This is a genomic window from Pseudomonas sp. B19125, assembly GCF_044218855.1.
GTDB lineage: Bacteria > Pseudomonadota > Gammaproteobacteria > Pseudomonadales > Pseudomonadaceae > Aquipseudomonas > Aquipseudomonas edaphica.
The window spans coordinates 5,668,801-5,688,273 of sequence record NZ_CP162589.1 but is presented as its reverse complement, the minus strand read 5'-3'; the positions used below and the strand labels follow the sequence as shown (position 1 = coordinate 5,688,273).

The 19,473-nt window shown below is 60.6% G+C and carries 17 protein-coding genes; 11 read left to right on the top strand and 6 right to left on the bottom strand.

Features of this window, described 5'->3' with window-relative positions:
• Window positions 1-3 precede the first annotated feature (3 nt).
• Entirely contained in the window at window positions 4-1,878 is a 1,875-nt protein-coding gene (locus AB4P96_RS26070; protein ID WP_395600268.1) for a putative bifunctional diguanylate cyclase/phosphodiesterase, read from the bottom strand.
• Between the two features lie 227 nt (window positions 1,879-2,105).
• On the opposite strand from AB4P96_RS26070, the gene AB4P96_RS26065 reads away from it, so the two are divergent.
• Genes AB4P96_RS26065 through AB4P96_RS26055 form a run of 3 tightly spaced genes read left to right on the top strand, consistent with a single transcriptional unit; the run spans window position 2,106 to window position 4,329 of the window.
• Complete coding sequence (locus AB4P96_RS26065; protein WP_017135906.1) at window positions 2,106-3,419, top strand: HD domain-containing phosphohydrolase; 1,314 nt, start codon at window positions 2,106-2,108, stop codon at window positions 3,417-3,419.
• Complete coding sequence (locus AB4P96_RS26060) at window positions 3,416-3,829, top strand: NUDIX domain-containing protein (RefSeq protein WP_017135907.1); 414 nt, start codon at window positions 3,416-3,418, stop codon at window positions 3,827-3,829. The genes AB4P96_RS26065 and AB4P96_RS26060 overlap by 4 nt, the downstream gene beginning before the upstream one ends.
• Entirely contained in the window at window positions 3,823-4,329 is a 507-nt protein-coding gene (locus AB4P96_RS26055; RefSeq protein WP_395600267.1) for a GNAT family N-acetyltransferase, read from the top strand. The genes AB4P96_RS26060 and AB4P96_RS26055 overlap by 7 nt, the downstream gene beginning before the upstream one ends.
• 177 nt (window positions 4,330-4,506) lie before the next feature.
• On the opposite strand, the gene metR is transcribed toward AB4P96_RS26055, so the two are convergent.
• Window positions 4,507-5,424, bottom strand: coding sequence for a transcriptional regulator MetR (gene metR, locus AB4P96_RS26050; protein WP_017137016.1), 918 nt, complete (start codon window positions 5,422-5,424; stop codon window positions 4,507-4,509).
• A gap of 182 nt (window positions 5,425-5,606) precedes the next feature.
• On the opposite strand from metR, the gene AB4P96_RS26045 reads away from it, so the two are divergent.
• Window positions 5,607-6,626, top strand: a complete 1,020-nt coding sequence (locus AB4P96_RS26045) for an alpha/beta fold hydrolase (RefSeq protein ID WP_099548510.1) — start codon at window positions 5,607-5,609, stop codon at window positions 6,624-6,626.
• Window positions 6,627-6,683: 57 nt separating this feature from the next.
• Window positions 6,684-7,337, top strand: a complete 654-nt coding sequence (locus AB4P96_RS26040) for a DsbA family oxidoreductase (protein ID WP_170036373.1) — start codon at window positions 6,684-6,686, stop codon at window positions 7,335-7,337.
• Window positions 7,338-7,426: 89 nt separating this feature from the next.
• Here AB4P96_RS26040 and AB4P96_RS26035 read toward each other — a convergent pair whose 3' ends face one another.
• Window positions 7,427-8,197, bottom strand: a complete 771-nt coding sequence (locus tag AB4P96_RS26035) for a MipA/OmpV family protein (protein WP_236460176.1) — start codon at window positions 8,195-8,197, stop codon at window positions 7,427-7,429.
• Between the two features lie 225 nt (window positions 8,198-8,422).
• Between AB4P96_RS26035 and AB4P96_RS26030 the strand changes: the two genes are divergently transcribed.
• The 6 genes from AB4P96_RS26030 to AB4P96_RS26005 are packed head-to-tail and all read left to right on the top strand — an operon-like array spanning window position 8,423 to window position 15,691.
• The gene (locus AB4P96_RS26030) at window positions 8,423-9,133 is read left to right on the top strand and encodes an MtnX-like HAD-IB family phosphatase (protein ID WP_017137020.1); all 711 of its coding nucleotides are present in this window, start codon (window positions 8,423-8,425) and stop codon (window positions 9,131-9,133) included.
• Complete coding sequence (locus AB4P96_RS26025; protein WP_017137021.1) at window positions 9,126-10,520, top strand: aspartate aminotransferase family protein; 1,395 nt, start codon at window positions 9,126-9,128, stop codon at window positions 10,518-10,520. Before AB4P96_RS26030 ends, AB4P96_RS26025 begins: the two co-directional genes overlap by 8 nt.
• Window positions 10,517-11,392 carry an alpha/beta fold hydrolase gene (locus tag AB4P96_RS26020; protein ID WP_236447473.1) on the top strand — a complete coding sequence of 292 codons (876 nt, stop codon included), beginning with the start codon at window positions 10,517-10,519 and terminating at the stop codon, window positions 11,390-11,392. The genes AB4P96_RS26025 and AB4P96_RS26020 overlap by 4 nt, the downstream gene beginning before the upstream one ends.
• A gap of 9 nt (window positions 11,393-11,401) precedes the next feature.
• Entirely contained in the window at window positions 11,402-12,526 is a 1,125-nt protein-coding gene (locus tag AB4P96_RS26015) for a GNAT family N-acetyltransferase (RefSeq protein WP_017137023.1), read from the top strand.
• Window positions 12,526-14,304 carry a HAMP domain-containing sensor histidine kinase gene (locus AB4P96_RS26010; RefSeq protein ID WP_017137024.1) on the top strand — a complete coding sequence of 593 codons (1,779 nt, stop codon included), beginning with the start codon at window positions 12,526-12,528 and terminating at the stop codon, window positions 14,302-14,304. Before AB4P96_RS26015 ends, AB4P96_RS26010 begins: the two co-directional genes overlap by 1 nt.
• The gene (locus AB4P96_RS26005) at window positions 14,294-15,691 is read left to right on the top strand and encodes a sigma-54 dependent transcriptional regulator (RefSeq protein ID WP_017137025.1); all 1,398 of its coding nucleotides are present in this window, start codon (window positions 14,294-14,296) and stop codon (window positions 15,689-15,691) included. Before AB4P96_RS26010 ends, AB4P96_RS26005 begins: the two co-directional genes overlap by 11 nt.
• Before the next feature lie 132 nt (window positions 15,692-15,823).
• Here the strand turns inward: AB4P96_RS26005 and AB4P96_RS26000 are convergent, their stop codons facing one another.
• Genes AB4P96_RS26000 through AB4P96_RS25990 form a run of 3 tightly spaced genes read right to left on the bottom strand, consistent with a single transcriptional unit; the run spans window position 15,824 to window position 19,400 of the window.
• On the bottom strand, window positions 15,824-16,162 hold the full coding sequence (locus tag AB4P96_RS26000; protein ID WP_017137026.1) for a GlpM family protein: 339 nt from the start codon (window positions 16,160-16,162) through the stop codon (window positions 15,824-15,826).
• Window positions 16,162-17,442, bottom strand: coding sequence for a sigma-54 dependent transcriptional regulator (locus AB4P96_RS25995; protein WP_232626379.1), 1,281 nt, complete (start codon window positions 17,440-17,442; stop codon window positions 16,162-16,164). The genes AB4P96_RS26000 and AB4P96_RS25995 overlap by 1 nt, the downstream gene beginning before the upstream one ends.
• Window positions 17,443-17,498: 56 nt before the next feature.
• Complete coding sequence (locus tag AB4P96_RS25990) at window positions 17,499-19,400, bottom strand: sensor histidine kinase (RefSeq protein ID WP_169985332.1); 1,902 nt, start codon at window positions 19,398-19,400, stop codon at window positions 17,499-17,501.
• Window positions 19,401-19,473 lie beyond the last annotated feature (73 nt).

The window sequence follows — 19,473 nt, the reverse complement described above, 5'->3', positions numbered from 1 at the left end:
CGGCTATTGATCGGGCATCAGGGCAGGGTGACCGGCTTGCATCAACTGCGCAAAATCCTTTGGGGGCACGGCTTTGCTGAATAGAAAACCCTGGCCTTCTTCGCACCGCTGAGCTTGCAGGAAGTTCAGTTGTTCGATCGTCTCAACGCCTTCGGCAATGATGCTCATGTTCAGACTTTTGCCCATGCCGATGATAGCGCTGATCAGTTGCGCGTCCTGGCTATTTACGCTCATGCCGCGTACGAAAGATTGGTCGATTTTCAGCACGTCGATGGAAAAGCGCCGCAGGTAGCTGAGGCTGGAATAACCGGTGCCGAAGTCATCCAGGGCCAGACGCACGCCCATGGCCTTGATGGTGTTCAAGGTGGCGACGGTGTCGTCGACATTCTGCATCAACACGCTTTCGGTGATTTCCAACTCCAATTGGGCAGGCGGCAGGCCGGTCTGTGTGAGTATCTCGGCCAGGTTGTCGGTAAAGTCCCGCTGGCGAAAGTCGATGGCCGAGACGTTCACCGAGATGCACAACGGGCTCAAGCCCATGGCGCGCCAGGCTTGCCCTTGCTCGCAGGCCCGGCGCAGTACCCACTGGGTCAAGGGCACTATCAGCCCACTGTCTTCGGCCACCGGAATGAACTCAGACGGACTGACCCATCCGGCGCGCGGCGCAAACCAACGTATCAAGGCTTCGGCACCGACGATTTTGCCGGTTTTCAATTCCAGTTTCGGTTGGTAGTGCAGCACGAACTCGTCACGCTCCAGGGCCTGGCGGATCGCGCTTTCCAGGCCTTGCTGATGTTGCGCGCGCAGGTTCATGGTCTCGGTATAAAAGCTGAAATCACCCGGGCCGCGCTCCTTGCTGGTGTGCATGGCGGTTTCGGCATGTTTGATCAGTTCCACCGCCGTGCTGCTGTCATTGGGGTAAATACTGATGCCTAGGCTGGCGGTGACGCTCAGGTCGTGCCCGGCGACGTGGCGGGTTGTGCGCACGGCCGTGAGCAACTTTTGCGCAATATGCTGGGTTTGTTGCGGGTGCTGGATATCGTTGAGCAGAATCACAAACTCGTCGGTCCCGTAGCGAAACACTGAATCCGAGTCTCGCACCGTCGCCACCAGGCTCTGGCTGACCTGCTGGAGCACCTCGTCGCCCGCCGGATACCCCAAGGCATTGTTGATGCGCTTGAAGCGGTCGAGCCCGATAAATATCACCGCCAGTTGTGTGTCATGCCGTCGGCCCAAGGCGATGGCCTGGGTCAGGCGGTCACCCAGCAACGTGCTGTTGGGCAACTGCGTGAGCGCGTCGTATTGCAGCAGGTGCGACACTTTGAGCAGTTCCTGCACGCGTTCTTCAATGGTGCGCTCCAGGCCCAGTACCTTGAGGGCGACGTCTTGGGCGAGCTGCCATTTCCAGGTCAGGGCGCTGGCCATCTGGCGGATTTCCAGGTGGTCAAAGGGTTTTTTCAGGATCAGTAGCTGGTCGTTGTACTTCAATCGCGCTTCGATGGCCTCAAAGGAGTAATCGGAGTAGGCGGTGCACAGGGCAATCTGCAGGTTGGGGTCGACGTTCCACAACTGTTCGATGGTGTGCAGGCCATCCCAGCCGGGCGGCATGCGCATGTCGATAAACACCATGGCGTAGGGCGCACCGTCCGCCAGGGCTTTGTTCACCAGGGCAAGGGCCTCCTGGCCCTGATAGGCCGAATCCAGCAAAAACGCCTGGCGCACCGGCGCCGCGGTGCCGAACAGGGCTTCTTCCAGGCTGTCCAGTGAGGGGGCATCGTTGGGATTGGCGCACAGAATCTTGCGGAAATCTTCGTGGATAGAGGCGGTGTCATCCACGATCAGAATGCGTCGGTTGGCCCGCCCTGAATCCGGCTTCATGGCGCACTCTGCATTGGCAACAGGGTTGATGGCATAACACTTCCTTCCTTGGTTTGACATCCGGGAGGAGTACGTACCGGTTGAGACAGCATAGTTGAGTTCCCTTGAAATCGACGGCAAGTTGGCGTCAAATCAGCTGCGTGGCTGCGTGCATCAAGCGCAGAAACGCGGCGGGATACCAGGGTTCAATTTAGCTCTATTACGTTTATTTTTAAGGCGCAGTAACCATGGATGAACAGCTTGCGACCCCACCCACGATTCTGCTGGTTGATGATGAAGAATCGATCCTCAACAGCCTGCGCCGCCTGTTGCGCGGCCAACCCTTCAATGTCGTACTCGCCGGCAGCGGCGCCCAGGCCCTGGAGATCATGGCGGCCCAGCCCATCGACCTGGTGATGAGCGACGCGCGCATGCCCGGCATGGACGGCGCGCAGTTGCTGGCTGAAGTCCACCGGCTGTACCCGGCCACCAGCCGCATCCTGTTGACCGGCTATGCTGACCTTGCGACGATCATCAAGGCGATCAACGAAGGGCAGATTCACCGTTACATCAGCAAACCCTGGAATGACGAAGAACTGCCGCTGGTGTTGCGCCAGGCCCTGGAGCATCAGCGCCTGGAGCGCCTGGCCCATGAGCAGAATGATCAGCTCAAGGTGTTGAACGCCAACCTGGAAAAGCGCGTGGCAGCCCGTACCAGCGAGCTGCAACAGACCGCCGACATGCTCGATCTGGCCTACGACGAGCTCAAGCGCAGCTACGTGACCGGTACCGAAGTGTTTTCGCTGTTGGCCAACCTGCGCTTGCCCAAGGACAAACAGACCAACCGCGCCTTGATCGAACTGATCCGGGTCTACTGCGCGGCCCAGTCCATCGACGAAGCCAGCACCCGCGACCTGACCATGGCCGCTGCGCTGTACAACATTGGCAAGCTGAGCTGGAGCGACAGCATGATGGTTGCGCCGTCGGACAAGCTGCACAGCACCGACCGTGGCCTGTATCGCGAGTACCCGACCCAGAGCGAATCGCTGCTGATGACCCTGGAACCGATGAAGGATGCGGCGCGGATCATTCGCCACCACCAGGAGCGTTGGGACGGTACAGGGTTTCCCGATCACCTCAAGGGCGATGCGATCCCGCCCGGCTCGCGCCTGCTTAAACTGGCAGTGGACTTCATCGAACTGCAAAAAGGCTTGATCCTTGAACGGCATCTGAACAGCGACGAAGCGTTGCTGTATATCCGCAAGTACGCCGGTCGCCTTTACGATCCGGAGCTGGTGGAAGACTTCGTGCAGGCCTGCGCGGCCTTCCTCAGCGATGTGACCTTGGGCGACCCCAGCGTCAAGGTCCTCTCCACCCGAGAGCTGGAAGCCGGCATGGTGCTGGCCCGCAACCTCAATGCCGATAACGGCATGCTGTTGCTTAACGCCGGCAAGGTGTTGAATCTGCCGCTGGTGGACAAGCTGATTGCGTTCGAGGCGATGGAAGGCGCGAAATACAGCGTATTTATCAAACAACCTGAAGAGACACCGATTCTTTCATGAGCATTTCCACTATTCGAATTGCCGCCGCCCTGCTGATCGGCAGCGACGGTCAAACCCTGCTGGTACGCAAACGTGGCACCCAGGCGTTCATGCAGCCCGGCGGCAAGATCGACGCCGGTGAGCAACCCGCCGAGGCGCTGGCCCGTGAGCTGTACGAAGAACTGAACCTGTGTATCAAACCGAGTGATGCCGTGTACTTGGGCCACTTCTCGGCGCCTGCCGCCAACGAACCGGGTTTTACGGTGCACGCCGAGTTGTTCCAGGTGCACATTGATGTGCCGGTGACGCCCGCTGCCGAGATTGAAGAAGTGCGCTGGATCGACCCGGCCGGTGACGGCGGCTTGCACCTGGCGCCTTTAACGCGGGATTTGATCCTGCCGTTTTACCGAAAGTCGCTCACCGCATGCTGATTCGCCCACTGGGTGCCCACGACGCCGAGGCATATCGAGCGCTGATGCTTGAGGCCTACGGCGCCTATCCCCAAGCGTTTACCTCCAGCGTCGCCGAGCGCGCGCGGATGCCTATGAGTTGGTGGGAAAAGCGCCTGGACAATCCGTTGGACCGGGTACTCGGCGCGTTCGCGGCTGACACCTTGGCCGGGATTGTCGGCCTGGCCTTCGAACCCCGGGAAAAGGCCCGGCACAAAGTCACGCTGTTCGGCATGTTCGTGACCGAGTCTTATCAGCGCAAGGGCCTGGGCCGTGAGTTGCTGGAGGCGGCGCTCGATGCCGCGCGACGCCAGCCCGGCGTCAAACTGATCCAACTGACCGTCACCGCCGGCAACGACGCAGCCTTCGCTCTGTACCAGCGCTGCGGTTTTATTCAATACGGCCTGGAGCCGTTGGCGGTGCGGGTGGGGATCGAGTACTTCGACAAGGTCCACATGTGGCGTGAACTCAAAGGCGACTGAAATTCCATAGGGGAACCATAGTTCTGTGTGGGAGCTGGCTTGTCGAATCGTCGCACCGCTGCGATAGCATCAACTCTGTGTACCTGACACACCGAGGTGTCTGCATCGCAGCGGTGCGACGATTCGACAAGCCAGCTCCCACATTAGAGTCCTCATTGTGTTCACCTTTGTGCGTGATTAACGCACGGCGCTGACTCCATCCAAGGTCGAAAACGACGTGTCTTTCGCCGTCAGCAAGAAGTCGCGCATATACGGCGCATCCAGCATGTCCGCACGGATCCCTGCATACAACGTCGCGAACAAGCCTTTTTCGCCCAAACGCTTGGCCTTCACATACCCACGCGCGCTGTATTCATGCAGCGCCCAATGGGGCATGCCGCACACGCCACGGCCGCTGGCGACCAATTGCATCATCATCACCGTCAGCTCCGAGGTGCGCACCTGGGCCGGCTCCACGTCGGCCGGTTCCAGGAAGCGCGTGAAAATGTCCAGGCGGTCGCGCTCAACCGGGTAGGTGATCAGGGTTTCGCTGAGCAAGTCTTGCGGCACGATGTACGACTTGTTCGCCAGCGCATGCTGGTTGGCCACGGCCAACATGGCTTCGTAGGTAAACAAGGGTACATAGGTGATGCCCGGCAGTTCCAGCGGGTCGGAGGTCACCACCAGGTCCAGGTCGCCACGGGCCAGGGCCGGCAGCGGCGCGAAGGCAAAGCCTGAGGCCAGGTCCAGTTCGACTTCCGGCCAGGCATCGCGGAACTGGTCGATGGTCGGCATCAGCCACTGGAAGCAGCTGTGGCATTCGATCGCCATGTGCAAGCGCCCGGCGGTGCCACCGGCCAAACGCGCAATGTCACGCTCGGCGCCGCGCAACAAGGGCAGGGTGGCATCGGCCAGTTGCAGCAGGCGCAAGCCGGCGCTGGTAAAGCGCAACGGTTTGGTTTTGCGCACGAACAGCGGCATGCCCAGGCGCTCTTCCAGTTCTTTGAACTGGTGGGACAGCGCCGATTGTGTCAGGTGCAGGCGTTCGGCGGCTTCGACCAGGCTGTCGGCTTCGCGCAATGCGTGCAGGGTCTTGAGGTGGCGGATTTCGAGCACGGGCGCTCCATGAAGATAATTTGTGATGATTGGATATATCGTGAGTTTGTCTCATGTTTCCAGTCATGTCGACCATGACCGTTGGGCGCACTTCATCAAACTGTCACGCAACTGTGGCAGCGCGCTTGTACAAACTTCATCAGACTCGCGCTCTACTGGGGTTCTGCGTTTCGGTGTTTTTCATGCGCGTGTTGTTTTTATTGGCCGCTCTAGTGTTCGGCCTGCCGTCTTTTGCGGCTTCTCGATGTGATGTCAATGTCCCGACCCAAACGGTCGACCTGGAAAAAGTCAGCATCGCCTATCAGAGCATCGGCCGAGCGTCGGACCCGGCGTTGCTGTTGGTCATGGGCCTGGGCGGGCAGTTGATCCACTGGCCGGATGAAGTGGTGGTGGCCTTGTGTGAACAGGGTTTTCGCGTGATCCGCTACGACAACCGTGACGTTGGTTTGTCCACCTGGCGCCAGGCTCCCGCCAGCGCCAACCTGACGTTCGAAGTGCTGCGCTACAAGCTCGGTTTACCGGTGGCGGCGCCGTACACGCTGACCGACATGGCCGACGATGCATTGGGCTTGATGGACGCGCTGCAGATTCAGCAATTCCACGTGCTGGGCGCGAGTATGGGCGGCATGATCGCCCAGCACCTGGCAGCCATGGCGCCACAGCGGGTCGAAAGCCTGACGCTGGTGATGACCAGTTCCGGCGCCGAAGGCCTGCCGGCGCCCAATGCGGCGTTGGTGCAGTTGCTGTCGCGGCGCAGCGCGCCGAACCGTGAAGTGGCGCTGGAGCAACAAGCCGATTTACTCGCAGCCCTGGGCAGCCCCAACGTGAAAGATGATCGCCAGGCGCTGCTGCACCAGGCCGCGCTGTCCTACGACCGCGCCTTCAACCCGGACGGCGTGAAGCGTCAGATCATGGCGATTTTGGCTGAGCCGAGCCGCGTGCCTTTGCTTAACCAATTGCGCGTGCCGACCCTGGTGGTGCACGGCACCGCCGACCCGTTGTTGCCGGTGATGCACGGCGTACACCTGGCCGCGCATATCCAGGGCAGCCAGCTGAAGCTCATACCGGGCATGGCCCACCGCTTCCAGGAAGCCTTCAAGGCACCGCTGCTGACGGCTGTGCTGCCGTATCTGAAAGCCCATCGCGAAGATGCCGCGCATTGGGCGCAGATTGATCTGGGCGAGCCTTCGAAGGTGCTGTGAAGTTGGTGTATGGTGCAACCTTTATGGCGCACATTAATGCCAGCGAGGTTGCCTACTATGAGTACTCCCCTGAAAATCGATTTCGTCAGCGACGTGTCTTGCCCCTGGTGCGTCATCGGCCTGCGCGGCCTGACCGAAGCCCTCGACCAACTGGGTAGCGAGGTGCAGGCCGAGATTCATTTCCAGCCGTTTGAGCTGAACCCGAAGATGCCGGCCGAAGGGCAGAACATCGTCGAGCACATCACCGAAAAGTACGGCTCCACCGCCGAGCAATCCCAGGCCAACCGTGAGCGTATCCGCGACATGGGCGCGGCGCTGGGCTTTGCCTTTCGCACGGACGGGCACAGCCGTATCTACAACACCTTCGATGCGCACCGGCTGCTGCATTGGGCGGGGCTTGAAGGGTTGCAGTACAACCTCAAGGAAGCGCTGTTCAAGGCGTATTTCAGTGATGGGCAAGACCCGTCCGACCACGCGACGCTGGCGATCATCGCCGAAAGTGTTGGGTTGGATATCAAGCGCGCGGCTGAAATTCTGGCGTCTGACGAGTACGCTGCTGAAGTCCGTGAGCAGGAAGAATTGTGGATTACACGCGGTGTGACTTCAGTACCCACCATCGTGTTCAACGACCAGTACGCGGTCAGCGGTGGGCAGCCGGCTGAAGCCTTTGTCGGGGCTATTCGTCAGATCATCCAGGAAGCCAAGGCCTGATGATCGTTCCCTTGCTCTGCGTGGGAACGCCGCCCCGGACGCTCCGCGTCCTGCCCTTGAAGTTATGACGCAGAGCGTCACAGGATGCGTCAGTCGAACTTGTAGCTGATCGCCGTCTGGACCTGGCCCTGGTTTACCTTGCCGGTCTCTTTGACGATGGTGCTGTTCGCCGCCGACCCCACCAGGCGAGTCCAACTGGCGCTGGTCAACAGTGACCAGTGGCTGTCCAGTGGGAATTCGAAGCTCTCGGTCAGCGTCAGGTTCTGAAAGCCTGCGCTGGCGTTATAGGTGCGGATGCCGGACGCAACGGACTCTTTATCATCAACGCCAAAAAACGCCTGGGTCTGGCGCGCATCAGCAAAATGCGCCATCAAGCCAGTGCTGCCGATAATACCGCCGCCCAGCGGGTAGCCCAACTCGCCGCCCAGTTTGCCGAGCACGCCACTTTGGTCACGCGAGCCGCCGACGGCTTGGCCAACCTGGGCGTATACGCGCCAGAACTCGGCCGGTGAGTACTGGACGAACCCCCCGACTTCGGCCATGTCCGGCACATCCCGCAAGCCACGCAGTGAACCGTTGGCCGTGCGGCCCGGCAGGTAATTGATATACGGGCCGGCGCTGAAACCGTTGGTATTGAGTGCGCTCCAGGTCAGGCCGTCGTCGGTGCCCAGGCTCACATTGCCCCAATCCAGATCGAAATAAGGAATCGGCCGGGTTTCGTAGCGGCTGCCTGTCGGGTCATGGGGCTCATAGCTGACGCCCGCGCCGACTTCGCCGGTAATACCTTCGGCCAATACCGAGCTGGAAAAGCTCCACAGCCCCAGCAAACCGGCGAATACAGCAGAAGTAACCTTGAACATGGAGCGTTTCCTTATCTGAACCTGCGCGCATTCACGCGCGAAGAGCGTCCCTGAGGCAAGCACTCATCTTGTTTGTAGCAAGCTACAAAAATTGTAGCTCCTGCGACACAAATCACCCTGTTTATCGACCAAAAACCCAGACCCGCTGGGCTTTGGCCAGTTGGCACAGTCTCTGCAATACCCCTGGCACAAGCGCACAGAGCGCTCCTCTTCCAGGTAAACGCAATGATCCAGTGGCATATCGTGTGCGACTTCGACGGGACCATCACCCCCACCGACGTCATCGACAACGTCCTCCAGCGCTTCGCCGGCCCTGAGTGGGAAACCATCGAACAGGAATGGCTGGATGGGCATATCGGTTCCCGCGAATGCCTGAGCCGTCAACTGGCGCTGATCAAGGCCACCCCGGCTGAACTGCTGGCGTATTTCGACAGCGTTGAAATCGACCCGGACTTCCCGGACTTTGTCGATCACGTCATGGGCCTGGGCGCGACCATCGAAGTGGTCAGCGACGGCATCGAGCAAGGCATCGCGCGCATTCTGTCGCGCAACTACGTGACTTTGCTGCCGATCCTCGCCAACCGCCTGCGCCAGGTCGACCAGAACAGCTGGCGCATCGACTTCCCGTATTCCAGCGATGCCTGCCGCGCCGCCTCCGGCAACTGCAAGTGCAAATCCACGCCGCGCAACAAGCGCGTGCTGGTGATCGGCGACGGCAAGTCCGACATGTGCGTGGCTTCAACCGCCGACTTCGTCTTCGCCAAAGGCAGCCTCGCCAAGTACTGCGAAGCCAACAACATTCCGCATGCGCGCTTCGACACCTTTGCCGAATTGCCCGCACTGCTGACCGCTTTGCCACAAGGCATCGCCGCTAACTCCGGCACCTTTGCCGCCGACCTCTCTGTTGAAAATCAGGAACTCTTCCACCATGTCTGATATTCGTATCGCTACCGCCGAAGACCAGATTCTTCTGGATAAAGAAGCCAAATACTGCTCCTACGGCGACACCGTTCACTACATCGAGCCGCCGCGTATTTTCAGCCGTTGCGAAGGCTCCTACGTGTGGGACACCGAAGACCAGGCCTACCTCGACCTGCAAATGTGGTACTCGGCCGTTAACTTCGGCTACGCCAACCCGCGCTTGAATAACGCGCTGAAACAGCAGATCGACACCCTGCCGCAAATCGCCAGCCAGTACCTGCACAAAGGCAAGATCGAGCTGTCGGAAATGATCGCGGTCGATGCCAAGAACAAATTCGGCCTCGACGGTCGCGTGCACTTCAACGTCGGCGGTTCGCAGTCGATCGAAGACTCGCTGAAAGTGGTGCGTAACGCCTCCAACGGCAAGAGCCTGATGTTCGCCTTCGAAGGCGGCTACCACGGTCGTACCCTCGGCGCTTCGTCGATCACCTCGAGCTTCCGCTACCGTCGCCGCTACGGCCATTTTGGCGAGCGCGCCAACTTCATCCCGTTCCCGTACCACTTCCGCGGCCCTAAGGGCATGACCAAAGAAGAATACGGCAGCCACTGCGTGCAGCAATTCGCGCGGCTGTTCGAGACCGAATACAACGGCGTCTGGGACCCGAAAACCAACCAGTGCGAATACGCAGCGTTCTACGTCGAGCCGATCCAGGGCACCGGCGGCTACGTGATCCCGCCGATGAACTTCTACCGCGAATTGAAGCAAGTGCTGGATCAGCACGGCATCCTGATGGTGTCCGACGAAATCCAGATGGGCTTCTACCGTACCGGCAAACTGTGGTCGATCGAACACTTCGACGTACAGCCGGATGTGATCGTCTTCGGTAAGGCGCTGACCAACGGCCTCAACCCGCTGGGCGGCATCTGGGCGCGTGAAGAACTGATCAACCCGAAGGTCTTCCCGCCAGGTTCGACCCACTCCACCTTCGCCTCCAACCCACTGGGTACGGCGGTAGGCCTGGAAATGTTCAAGATGACCAGCGAAGTCGACTACGGCGCAATGGTCATGGCCAAGGGCAAATACTTCCTGGAAGGCCTGCAAGACCTGCAGAAACGTTTCCCGATCATCGGCGACGTCGATGGCCTGGGCCTGGCCCTGCGCTGCGAAATCTGCGGCCCGGATGGCTTCACGCCGGATAAGGCGACCCTGGACTACATGGTCGAAGAAGGCATGAAGGGCGACATGATCGTCGATGGCCAGAAACTCGGCCTGATCCTCGACGTGGGCGGCTACTACAAAAACGTGATCACCCTGGCACCGTCCCTGGAAATCAGCTACCCGGAAATCGACCTGGGCCTGAAACTCCTCGAGCAACTGCTGGTGCGGGCGACCAAGCGGTGAACAACATCGGGATCGACCTCGGTGAAGGTGATGCCGGCTTCGTTCTCGGTGAAGGTCCGGTCGGGATCCTGTTGATCCACGGCCTGACCGGCACCCCGACGGAATTGCGCCAGGTCGCCAAAGGCCTGGCCAAGGCGGGTAACTGCACGGTGTATGTGCCCACACTCGCTGGGCACTGCGGCGATAACAGCGACCTGCAGGCCACCGGCTGGCTGGACTGGTACGAAGGCGTGCGCAAGACCTTTGCGCAGGTCAAGCAGCGCCATGAGCAGGTGTTTGTCGGTGGCTTGTCCATGGGCGCGGTGATGTCGATGTACGTGGCCGCCGAGCACCCTGGGCAAGTGGCCGGGCTGCTGATGTATTCGACCACCTTGAAGTACGACGGCTGGAGCATTAACAAGCTGGCGTTTTTGACGCCGTTGCTGATGAAGATCCCGTTCGGCGTGCACATCTGTCGCTTCGAAGAGAAGCCGCCTTACGGCATCAAGAACGAGCGCCTGCGGGCGATCGTCGAGCGTCAGATGAAGGAAGGCGAAAGCAGTGAGGCCGGTTTACTGACCATGGAAGGCATCACGGTGCGCGAGTTGCACCGCATGAACGCGGTGGTCAAAAAGCGCATGCCCGAGGTCAAGGTGCCGGCGCTGGTGCTGCACTCCATCGAGGACGACATCACCAGCCGCTGGAACGCCGATTATGTCGAGCGCCACCTGGGCGGCCCGGTGACCAAGATCCTGCTGGATAACTGCTACCACATGATCACCGTCGACCTGCAATACCGCCGAGTGATCGAGTTGAGCGCAGAGTTTGTCGAGCAACACGCCGCCCCGGCTGTGCAGGCGCCCGTGGATTATCGACAGCGGGCCTCAGCCTAAGGACTAGACGTGATCACCGCCCAAGCCTTCTCGACTATCCGGGCCATCCCGCGTTGCGCCTGGAATGACTGCTTTCCCGCAGCCCTGGAGGATTGGGATTTTTACGTTGCCGTGGAAAACGCCGCGATCGATGATTTCAAGTGGCGTTACCTGGCCGTCTACGACGATGAAACGCTGGTGGCCGTTGCCGCCGCGTTCATCACTTATTATCGCCTCGACACCACGGTGTCGGGCGCCGGCAAGCGCTTTACCGAGCGCCTGGAGCGACTGTGGCCGGGTGTTTTGCGCTTGCAGTTGTATGCCATTGGCTCGCCGGTGGCCGAGCGTTGCGATGCGGGCATCGCCAGTCACGTGCCCCAGGGGCAGCGCCGACTGTTGATCAAGCATTTGCTGGAGGCGGCACGCGAGGATGCCACTACCTTCGGGATTGGCCTGGTGGCGGTCAAAGACGTGCCGACCAGTGACCTGGACTGGGCAGAAAATTGCCGCCAGGCAGGCTTTCAGAGTATGCCAAGCTTACCCAGGGGGTGGTTGACGGTGCCTTACGGCTCGGTGGACGCCTACCTGGGCTCGCTGTGCAAGGCGACCCGCAAAGACTTGCGCCGCAAGTTGCGCGCGCCAGGCCCACGGGTCGAGTGGCGGCACACTATTGATGATGTGTTGCCCGAGGTGATGCGCCTGTACGAAGACACGCTCAGCCGCGCCGATTTGCAGTTCGAACGCCTGCCGGCGCGTTATTTCACCGGCATTCTTGAACAGCTGCAAGGGCGTGCGGTCTGTGCTCTTTACTGGGTGGATGAGCGTCTGGTGGCGTTCAACCTGGTGCTGTTGGACCAGCATCGGCTGATCGACAAGTTTTTCGGGCATGACCGTGAGTTCAGCCGTGCGTACAGTTTGTACTTTCGCTACTGGTTGACCAATGTCGACTACTGTATTGCACACAAGATCCCGGTGTACGAGTGCGGTCAGGAGGGCTATGCCAGTAAGCTGCGCCTGGGGTGCGAGTTCCAGGGCAACAGCATGTTCTTCCGTCACCGTAACCGGCTGGTCAACGGCCTGCTCAAACTCGTGAAAATGTACATAAGACCGGACCGTTCCGACCCTGCCATGGCTGCTGCGATAAGCGAAACCTGATGATCACCAAGACCCGCCCAAAAGCCCGCCCCTTTGCCATTTCGCGTTGGAGCGTCCAGCGCAAGCTGGTGCTGGCGTTCTGGCTGGTCAGCGTTATCCCGACCATGATCGCGGCCGAACTGGCGGCGACCACGTTGTCGCAGATTTTTGACAGCAACGTGCGCATCTGGCTGCAAGAGTCGACCAAGATCGTCAAGGACGAAATCGGCGACATCCTGCATGACAACGCGCGCATGGCCAAGCTGTTCCTGCGCTACACGGCTCCGCCGTTGAACAAACAAGCCGCCAAGCATGACCGGCTCACCGCCGATATTGCCGAGGCCACCGATATCGACGTGGTCTCGCTGATTCGTGTCAGTGACCACAAGATTGTGTTCAGCACGGCCCCTGACGATGTCGTCAAGCAGATCAACCTGACCAGCAACGCAGTGTTGCAAACCATCCAGGTGGCCGGCGTGACGACGGGCCTGGTGGTCTCAACGTTCGAAACCACCCAAGAGGGCGTCGACTACGTGCTGTTGGTGGCCACGTACCTGGACAGCAGCTTCCTCACCAGCGTGGCCGATGTGCATTCCCTCGACCTGCGCCTGTACCTGGCCAACCCTACGGGGTTTTCCGAGATATTCTCGACCCAGCGCTTTGAGAATCATCCGTCACGCATTCCCACGAATGTTGAAACGGCGATGCGCGCCACCAAGCAACCGAGCGAGCAGTTCACCAATAACTACAGCGGTTTGTACTGGCCGATCTTCAATGATGGCGGCGAACTGCAAGGCGTGATTTTCAGCGGCCTGTTGCGCCATACCAGCCTGGTGGGGCTGGTGAACCAGAGCAACCTGTTCGTGCTGATCTTCTTGCTGAGTTCGGCGTTGTCGCTGGGCGCCGGTGTCTTGGTGTCACGCCGCCTGACCAAACCGTTGCGCGATTTATCCCAGGGCGTGGACGCAGTGATCTCGGGCAATTACGAGCATCGCGTGCTGGTCAGCGGCGGCGATGAGCTGGCGCAACTGAGCAGCACCTTCAACCACATGACCGAACGCCTGGGCGAGTTGCACCACCTCGAGGCCCAGCTGCGCCGCCGCGACCGGCTGCATGCTTTGGGCGAAGTCGCCATGGGCCTGGCACACGAGATTCGCAACCCGCTGGGCATCATCAAGACCGCCACCCAACTGCTGCATCGTCGCGTCGACCTGCCGGACACCGACAAGCGCCACCTCGAATACGTTATCAGCGAAGTCAGCCGCATCAACGACCTGATCACCGAGTTTCTGGATTTCGCCAAACCCAACCCGCCCCTGCGTGTGTTGCAGGCGGCGCGCCCGGTGGTGGAAGAGATCCTCGGCTTTTGCAGCCCGGAGCTGGCCACCCATAACATCGATGCGCACATCGATGACCAGGCGCCCGGCGCGACGATTTATGCCGATGCCAAGCAACTCAAGCAGGCATGCCTGAACCTGATCCTCAATGCCATTGATGCGATGCCCGAAGGCGGGCGCCTGACCTTGGGCATTCGCAGTGTGGACGGCAATACGGTGATCAGCATTGCTGACACCGGCCAAGGCATTCCGGCCGATATGATCGAGCGGATCTTCACGCCATTCGTCACCACCAAGGCCTCGGGCACGGGCCTGGGGCTGGCTAAAGTCTATTCGATCATGGAAAGTCATGACGGCAGCATCGAATGTGCCAGTGAGAAAGATGCCGGCGCCACCTTCAGCCTGTACATTCCGGCCCATGGCGAAGACGACGGTGACGATGAGGAAGTTCATGACGCATAACGTATTGGTAGTCGACGACGAGCCCAAGCTCTGCGACTTGTTGTCATCGGCCTTGAGCCAGAACGGCATCCAGGTATTTACCGCCGGCAATGGCCTGCACGCGCTCAAGGTGCTGGAGCAGGAAGACATCGACCTGGTGATCAGCGACTGGCGCATGCCAGGCATGGACGGGCCGGCGCTGTTGGCGGAGATAAAAGTGCGCTTTCCGGAGTTGCCGGTGATCGTGATGACCGCCTACAGCACGGTAAAAAACGCCGTGCAGTCGATGCGTAATGGCGCCTATGACTACATTGCCAAGCCGTTCGATATCGACGAGCTGGACATCACCGTGGCCAAGGCCCTGCAGTTTCGCGACATCATGCGCGACAACGCACGCCTGCGCGCCGAGCTGGATCACCATGCGCAGTTCGACAGCCTGGTGGGCGACAGCCCGGCGTTTCGCCAGGTGCTGCACGCGGTCGATTCGGTACGCGACAGCAACGCCACCATCCTGCTGACTGGCGAAAGCGGTACCGGCAAGGAAATGGTCGCCCGCGCGATTCACAAACATGGCAGCCGCGCCGACAAGCCGTTCGTGGCGGTCAACTGCGCGGCCATCCCCGAAGGCTTGCTGGAAAGCGAGATGTTTGGCCATCGCAAAGGCGCCTTTACCGGTGCCGTGGCCGATCGGGTAGGGCGCTTTATGCAGGCTGACCAAGGCACTTTGTTTCTGGATGAAGTGGGCGACATGCCGTTGGCGTTGCAGGCCAAGATCCTGCGGGCCTTGCAGGAGCGGGTGATCGAGCCGGTGGGCGACTCGCGCGAGCGCAAGGTGGATGTGCGCGTGATCGCCGCCACGAACAAGAACCTGCTGGATGCGGTGGCCAATAAAGAATTTCGCGAAGACCTGTATTACCGCCTCAATGTATTCCCGATCCCGTTGCCGGCCTTGCGCGAGCGCGCCGAAGACATCGTGCCCCTGGCCCGGCACTTCGCCCAGACCCTGAGCGCTACCGCGGGCAAACGCATCACCGGCTTCAGCCCCGAGGCATTGCAGGCGATGGCGGCTTACCACTGGCCGGGCAATATTCGTGAGCTGCAGAACTGCGTGGAGCGGGCGACCATCGTGGCGGCTTCGCCGGTGATTGAAGACATTGACTTGCCGGCTTATCTGTTTGCGTCCAAACCTGCCGAGGACGGCGTTACGGCGCTGCTCGGTGACACACCGGGCGTGCCTGCCGACCTGGATGCGGCGCTGGCTGAGGTCGAGAAAACCTACATCATGGCGGCGTTGAACGAGAGCAACGGCGTGCAGGCTGCGGCGGCGGCGAAGATCGGGATTTCCGAGAGGAGTTTTTGGTATCGGCTGAAGAAGCTGGGGATTCAGGTCGAGAAGATCATCCGCTGATCTATCAGGCTCACCATGAACCCCAATGTGGGAGCTGGCTTGCCTGCGATAGCGGTATGTCTGTGCCAGATAAGTTGGCTGATACACCGCCATCGCAGGCAAGCCAGCTCCCACAGGTTTAACCGCGGTGTGTCAGGCGTGGACGCGTACCCACACTGTCACCAACACCGTCGCCGCCATCAACCATGCCACTGCCGCCACGGCGAGTGACGCCTCCAGGCGCATGCGGTCAACCATCACATACAGCGTCGCCAAATACACAAAATACGGAATGATCGACCACATCCCAAACAGGATGGTGGTCTTCAAGTCGTCCACCGAACGGCCCTTGCCGACGATGTAATGCGCGATCAGCGCGAAAGTCGGAAACAGCGGCACCAGCCCTGCGATGTAGTAATTTCTGGTCTTGGCCAGCGCCGCCAGGATCAGCACCACCGCCGCGCCCAGGGCGGCTTTCAAGAGTAAGTCCATCAGTGGCTCAACCCGTATTTCTTGACCTTGTCGAACAGCGTGGTCTTGGCCATTCCGAGTTCCAGGCTCGCCTGGGTGAGGTTGCCGCCGCTGCGTTGCAGGGCGTCGTTAAGCAGGTTGCGCTCGAAGGCTTCCACCGCTTCGGTAAAGGCCAGGCCGTGGTTGCTGCTGCTGGCGCCGCTTTTCTTGAAGGCTGGCAAGCCCAGCGCAAAGCGCTCGGCGACGTTGCGCAGTTCACGCACGTTGCCTGGCCAGTCGTGGCTCATCAGGGTTGATACGGTCTGGTTGTCCAGCTCCGGCACGCTGCGGTCAAAACGCAAGGAGGACTGCTGCAGGAAGTGTTCGAACAATTGCAGAATGTCTTCGCGGCGCTCGCGTAACGGTGGCAATTCCAGGGTCACGACGTTGAGGCGGTAGTAAAGGTCGCTACGGAATTGGTTGGCGCGGCTCAGTTCGTCCAGGTCGGATTTGGTCGCGGCAATGACTCGGCAATCCACCGCCACACTCTGGTTCGAGCCCAGGCGTTCCAAGGTGCGTTCCTGCAACACACGCAGCAGTTTGATCTGCAGGTTGATCGGCATGCTTTCCACTTCGTCGAGGAACAGCGTGCCCTCATGGGCGTGTTCGATTTTGCCGATGCGCCGCTTGCCCGCGCCGGTAAAGGCGTTGGCTTCGTGGCCGAATATTTCGCTTTCGAACAGGTTCTCCGGCAGGCCGCCACAGTTCAGGGCAACGAACTGATGGTCGTGGCGTCGGCTGAAATCGTGCAGGCAACGCGCAACCAGTTCCTTGCCGGTGCCGGTTTCGCCTTCGATCAGCACGTTGGCCGAGGTATCAGCGACGTTGGCGATCAGTTCGCGCAGGTTTTGCATGGCGGGCGAGCGGCCGATGATGCGGCCTTCCAGCGAGTCGCGCTCGGCCAGTTGGCGGCGCAGCGACCAGACTTCCCGCGCCAGCCCACGTTGCTCAAGCGCACGGCGCGCCACATCGACCAGGCGCTCGGGGGAGAAGGGTTTTTCCATGAAGTCGTAGGCGCCGTTACGCATGGCACCGACTGCCATCGAAATATCCCCGTGGCCGGTGATCAGCACCACCGGCAGGCTTTTATCCAGGGCCTTGAGGCGGGTGAGCAGCTCCAGGCCATCGATGCCTGGCAGGCGAATATCGCTGATGACGATGCCGGCAAAGTTCTCACCGATGCGCTTGAGCGCTTCCTCGGCACTGCCCACACCCACGCTGTGAATGTCTTCCAGCGCCAGGGCTTGCTGGCAGCCGAGCAGCACATGGGGGTCGTCTTCGACGATCAGAACGGTGAGGTCTTTAGGATCGGTACTCATCATGTCGACTCAGCTTTTTGGGTGCCCACCAACGGCAGGCACAAGACGAAGGCAGTACCACCACTGGCCGGGTGTTCCACGGCGAGGTTGCCGCCGGTGGCCGCCGCCAGGCTGGCCGAAAGTGTCAGGCCCAGGCCCAGGCCTTGTTCGCCGGGTTTGGTTGTGAAGAACGGTTCGAATAAATGTTTGCGCGCTTCGGGGTCGATGCCGTGGCCATTGTCGCGCACTTGCAGGCGGTACTTGCCCTCGCTGCTGTGGCCGTCCAGCCATAGCTCGGGCGCTGGTTGGGCTTGCATCGCATCGAGCGCGTTGCCGATCAGGTTGACCAGGATCTGTTCCAGGCGGGTCTGGTCGATCTGCAATTGCGCGCTGACAAAGTCACGGTGCACGGTCAACGGCAAGCCGTCCAGGCGCGCGCCCAGCACCTGGAAGGCGGCGTCCACGGCTTTGCCCAGGTTGGCCTCGCCCTGATCATCGCCGCGCCGGGCAAACGAGCGCAGGCTGGCGGTGATGCGGCCCATGCGGTCGATCAACTCGTTGATGGTCTTGAGGTTGGCGCTGGCGGTGTCGAGGGCGCCACGCTCCAGGAAGCGCACGGTGTTACCCGACAGCGTGCGCAATGCCGCCAGCGGCTGGTTGAGTTCATGGGCAATGCTGGTGGACATCTGGCCGATGGCCGCCAGCTTGCCGGCCTGCACCAGTTCATCCTGGGCGCGGCGCAGGGTTTCTTCGGCCTGGCGGCGTTCGCGGATCTGGCCCTTGAGCCGTTCGTTACTGGCGCGCAGGTCGGCGGTGCGTTCGGCAATCCTTCGTTCCAGCTGGCTGTTGGCTTCCTGCAAGGCTTCGCGCGCAGCGAGGCGGGTGGCGATGACTTTGCGCCGCTCGTTCCAGGCAATCAGCAGGAACGCGACCAGGCCAAATGCGACCGCCACCAGAATGCCCTGATTGATCGCGGCGCGACGCAGGTCGTTAAGTGGAGTCAGCAGGGTGAAGTTCCAGGGCGTGTCGCTGAGCGGGCGGGTCTGGGCCAGGTAGCTGACTTCGCGCTCGTCGTTGACCACTTCGCTGTTGGCCGGAAAGGTGAGTTTCTCGGTGCCTTCGTTGAGACGCTCGCGGGCCAACGGCTCCAGCTCGTTCAATGTCGCCCAGTAATATTGCAGGCTGTGGGCCAGGCGTTCCTTGGTGTCATCGCTCAGCGGGCGCACGGCCTTGAGACGCCGGGCCGGGTCGCTGGAGAGGATGATGATGCCGTTCTCATCGCTCACAAAGGCTTCGAGACGCGCGCGCTGCCAGCGTTCTTCGAGTGCTTCAAGGCGCACTTTGACCACGGCCACGCCGATGATCTTGCCGTGCTCTTCGAGGCCGTGCGCCAGGTAGTAACCGGGTTCGCCGTTGGTGCTGCCAATGCCATAGAAACGGCCGGGCTGGCCGCGCACGGCGTTTTGGAAATAGGCACGGAAGGACAGGTCTTCACCCTGGTAACTGTCGGCATCGCGCCAGTTACTGGTGGCCAGCACGCGGCCGGTGGTGTCCATCACGTAGATGGCCCGGCTGCGACTGCGTCGGTTCAGGCCTTCGAGGTAATCGTTGACCGTTTGCCGGGTTTCCTGGCTCGGGTCGGCCAGCAGCCTGGAGACGCTGGATTCCAGCTCCAACAGGCTGGGCAGGTAGGTGTATTTGCTCAGTTCGCTTTCGACGGTACGGGCATGCAGCTCCAACTGGCGTTCGCCGTTGTCGCTGAGGGTGCGGATACCATAGTACTCACTGACCCAGAAGCCGATGTAACCCAAGCCGATCATCAGGGCGATGATCAACGGCGGCAGGAACAGTTGGCGAATCAGACGAGGTTTCACGGCAAGTGATGGCGGTGCGGCGCGAAATTGGTTGGGGTCGCATTTCATCACAGATGCCTTGGGTCAACCAGCGCTGTCAGCCCTGTTGCGAACCCGGTTGTGTGGGCAATTTGATTATGTG

Excerpts from the sequence above, each read along its gene's own strand:
- AB4P96_RS26065 (WP_017135906.1), top strand. The coding sequence starts at position 2,106 with ATGGATGAACAGCTTGCGACCCCACCCACGATTCTGCTGGTTGATGAT.
- AB4P96_RS26010 (WP_017137024.1), top strand. The coding sequence starts at position 12,526 with ATGATCACCAAGACCCGCCCAAAAGCCCGCCCCTTTGCCATTTCGCGT.
- AB4P96_RS26045 (WP_099548510.1), top strand. The coding sequence starts at position 5,607 with ATGCGCGTGTTGTTTTTATTGGCCGCTCTAGTGTTCGGCCTGCCGTCT.
- AB4P96_RS26000 (WP_017137026.1), bottom strand. The coding sequence starts at position 16,162 with ATGGACTTACTCTTGAAAGCCGCCCTGGGCGCGGCGGTGGTGCTGATC.
- AB4P96_RS26035 (WP_236460176.1), bottom strand. The coding sequence starts at position 8,197 with ATGTTCAAGGTTACTTCTGCTGTATTCGCCGGTTTGCTGGGGCTGTGG.
- AB4P96_RS26025 (WP_017137021.1), top strand. The coding sequence starts at position 9,126 with ATGTCTGATATTCGTATCGCTACCGCCGAAGACCAGATTCTTCTGGAT.
- AB4P96_RS26070 (WP_395600268.1), bottom strand. The coding sequence starts at position 1,878 with ATGAAGCCGGATTCAGGGCGGGCCAACCGACGCATTCTGATCGTGGAT.
- AB4P96_RS26055 (WP_395600267.1), top strand. The coding sequence starts at position 3,823 with ATGCTGATTCGCCCACTGGGTGCCCACGACGCCGAGGCATATCGAGCG.
- AB4P96_RS26060 (WP_017135907.1), top strand. The coding sequence starts at position 3,416 with ATGAGCATTTCCACTATTCGAATTGCCGCCGCCCTGCTGATCGGCAGC.
- AB4P96_RS26040 (WP_170036373.1), top strand. The coding sequence starts at position 6,684 with ATGAGTACTCCCCTGAAAATCGATTTCGTCAGCGACGTGTCTTGCCCC.
- AB4P96_RS26030 (WP_017137020.1), top strand. The coding sequence starts at position 8,423 with ATGATCCAGTGGCATATCGTGTGCGACTTCGACGGGACCATCACCCCC.
- AB4P96_RS26005 (WP_017137025.1), top strand. The coding sequence starts at position 14,294 with ATGACGCATAACGTATTGGTAGTCGACGACGAGCCCAAGCTCTGCGAC.
- AB4P96_RS25990 (WP_169985332.1), bottom strand. The coding sequence starts at position 19,400 with ATGAAATGCGACCCCAACCAATTTCGCGCCGCACCGCCATCACTTGCC.